Here is a 2800-nt window from a genome sequence, read left to right as displayed (position 1 = left end):
TTGCCAGTTGATCCAGCTAGTTGCAGCCGCGGGGTTTCCCGTGGCTGCATTTCCTAAGGGACTGAGGTGGAAACCTGACAGGGTCAAACTGAGATCAAGTTGGTAAGGCCGCTAATTCTCAATTGACCTTTGTTTGACATCTGTGCGCAGCTTTGCTCGTGTTCGGAATAGGTAAAATCCTACCCCCGTGACCAAATATTCCAAAATTATCAAACGCTTACAAGCCGCCCCCAAGGGCGGCTTTTGTGTTCAAGCCCGCCGTGGAAGCACTGTGGAAGCAAACGGAGAGCCTTCAAGGGTGTGGCGGGCAGGCAACGTCGAGCCAGGCCGCAATCATAAGTCCTTTCGGTTATGTCGATTGAAGAGAACGGCCCAATGCGGACATTCATACAACCTGCGGCGAATGATACTTTCGAGTCCAACGCAGAAATTGAGCGAGGAAATACTCACCCCGCAGCCCGTTTCTCGCGTCGCCTGTCCTCCGGCAACTGCCTGATGCCTTCGAACGATGCATAATTGTGCGGGCGCAGCCATCGGCTGATTGTCCGCGACAAAAGCGCGTCACCGCTGTAGTACAGCTCCCCCAATTCTTCCTCGCGTTCGAAGGTCGAACGCCCCATGAAGATACCGAGTAACGATATCACGTTGGCTTCCACGTACAGATCGACATCGTAGCCTGGGATCGAAGTGCAGATCTCGACCGGGGCACCTGGTTGGATAACGACCCAATAGCGATCATATTCCGAAGGCTCATCGGAAAACCGAAACTGCAGCACCACTCGCCGTCTTGGTAGCTCATCGACGACGAAGTACTTCCGCATGTCCCACATAAGGCTGGCCGCGCTGGCCGACTCCATCGCTGTCTGTGCATCGACATGGCATTGCGCCCACTCCCCGAGGGCTTTCAACGCGGGCTCCAACGCAATTGCCGTCTCGGTTCTGATGTAGTCGACGGCCCCGGTCGCAGGATCTTTGACGCGCTCCACCAGGCCCAGTTCTTCAAGCTCTTTCAGGCGCCGCGACAGCAACGTTGGTGAGATGCTTCCAACCTCCCGTCGCAGTTCATTAAATTTGCTGGCCCCCGACCAGAGCCCAACGAGGATCGCTATTGTCCAGCGCGGTTCGAGCAACTCGCAAGCACGCGTAATGGGGCAAATCAGACCATAGGGTTTCTGTTTCACGACAGCATCCTCCTTGCCCCCGATGCTAAGGATTGGATGCGGAAAGCGTCCAGTACAGAAATTGTATCGGGTTCGCTCCAATCCCTGCACTACGGCCAGGGGCTAGCCATACGTCATGATTGGGTCATCGACTTCATTCTTCGAAATCAAGGCAAAGCGAGGTCCACATGGCATATGTTCAAATAAATCTAGCGCACACCACCAAGGCGTCGGACCCGAGGACACTCTTCGCTGAACTTGCAGCCCGCTTCCGTGGGGGGCTTTCAGCATGGTTGAGGTCTACAAAGCGCGGCAGCCCTCTCCCTACGAAACAAGTGACCAGTGGGGCCGATGTTGCCACGGGTCTTTATATCACCAGTTGCCGCTAGGTCGCGCGATCACCCGCTTCATGATAAGGTCCCCAGCTAAAGCCCGCGTTCGGCCATCCACCCTCGCAGCCACACGCAAGCGGATTTCCCAAATGACCGCGAAGGATAATCACATGTTACAAACAGAAAACCTTCCACAGATGAATGGTCGGAACATGACCTGCGGAGGCGGCTTCGAGACCTGGCTCCAATATGTGGATGGCTTCGAACTCAGGCACTTCTGTGCTTTCGAACTGATCAACGATGAACGTGGTCTGGCTTGCCTTACCGACTATCAGCGCAAGCTGATCGAGGCAGCAGTCGCAAATGGGTTCGGCGTCATCAACGAGGGACTGCATTATCGTGCCAGCCGAGACTGGGGTGAGTTGATCGGATTTTCCCGAGAGGGCCTGGAAGAAATCAACATCCGTGGCATCGAATTTTACAGAGACCTTGCCAAGGAATACGACAGTCCAGAAACGCCGATGCTCGTCGGCGGTGTTATTGGCCCACGTGGGGATGCTTACAACGTCGGCCGGACACCGGATGCGGCTGAAGCGGAGGATTACCACTCCGAGCAAATTGAAACCTTCCGGAAGGCTGGCGCCGATCTTATCAGCGCGTTGACCTTTTCCAGCGTCGACGAGGCCATCGGCCTGGCGCGGGCTGCCAAGTCACAGGGTATGCCCGTCGTCATTTCCTTTTTCGTCGCAAAGGGGGGAAGGCTGAAAGGTGGCGAAAACCTCGAGCAAGCAATTTCTATGGTCGATGCCGCAACCAACCATGCGCCCTCCTATTACATGATCAACTGCACACACCCGACCGAGTTCACCCCGGCGCTGACCGGAGGCAACTGGACCCAGCGCTTGGGTGGCTTCATGCCGAACGCGGTCGCGATGGAGACATTGGATCTGTGCAAACTTGGCCACCTTGAAGACGGAGACCCTGAGGAATTGGGTGGTCAGATGGCCGAACTGGCACTAAGGTTCCCGCATATCAACGTCTGGGGCGGATGCTGCGGAACCGATGGTCGACATATAGGTGAGATCACGCGACAGGTAGGCGAGGTTCGGCGAGACATACGCGCGATCTGAAGGTCAGCTCCGTCCGCGGAGCGGTCATTTATTCCATCCGCCGCGAACTCCTGCTCTGAGCCCAAAGCGGACCTAGGTATGACGGCTAGGGACGCCTTCGTCCAATTTTCAGGCAGCTTTGGCCCGGCACAGGCAGCTTGCCCGAATTGGGATGTCGGCACGCGCGACAGCTTGGTCA

At 56.3% G+C, this 2800-nt stretch carries 2 protein-coding genes; one reads left to right on the top strand and one right to left on the bottom strand.

Features of this window, described 5'->3' with window-relative positions:
- Positions 1-446 precede the first annotated feature (446 nt).
- Positions 447-1181: a winged helix-turn-helix transcriptional regulator gene (locus BLT50_RS18770; RefSeq protein ID WP_175491546.1), complete on the bottom strand. Its 735-nt coding sequence runs from the start codon at positions 1179-1181 to the stop codon at positions 447-449.
- A 460-nt stretch (positions 1182-1641) separates the two neighbouring features.
- Between BLT50_RS18770 and BLT50_RS18765 the strand changes: the two genes are divergently transcribed.
- A complete protein-coding gene (locus tag BLT50_RS18765; protein WP_217629262.1) occupies positions 1642-2622 on the top strand; it encodes a homocysteine S-methyltransferase family protein in 981 nt (326 codons plus the stop codon).
- The last annotated feature ends 178 nt before the right edge of the window (positions 2623-2800 follow it).

The sequence above is a fragment of the Lutimaribacter saemankumensis genome, assembly GCF_900100005.1.
Taxonomy (GTDB): domain Bacteria; phylum Pseudomonadota; class Alphaproteobacteria; order Rhodobacterales; family Rhodobacteraceae; genus Lutimaribacter; species Lutimaribacter saemankumensis.
The sequence above is the reverse complement of the archived record's forward strand: the minus strand, read 5'-3'. Positions and strand labels throughout refer to the sequence as shown.

Excerpts from the sequence above, each read along its gene's own strand:
- BLT50_RS18765 (WP_217629262.1), top strand. The coding sequence starts at position 1,642 with ATGACCGCGAAGGATAATCACATGTTACAAACAGAAAACCTTCCACAG.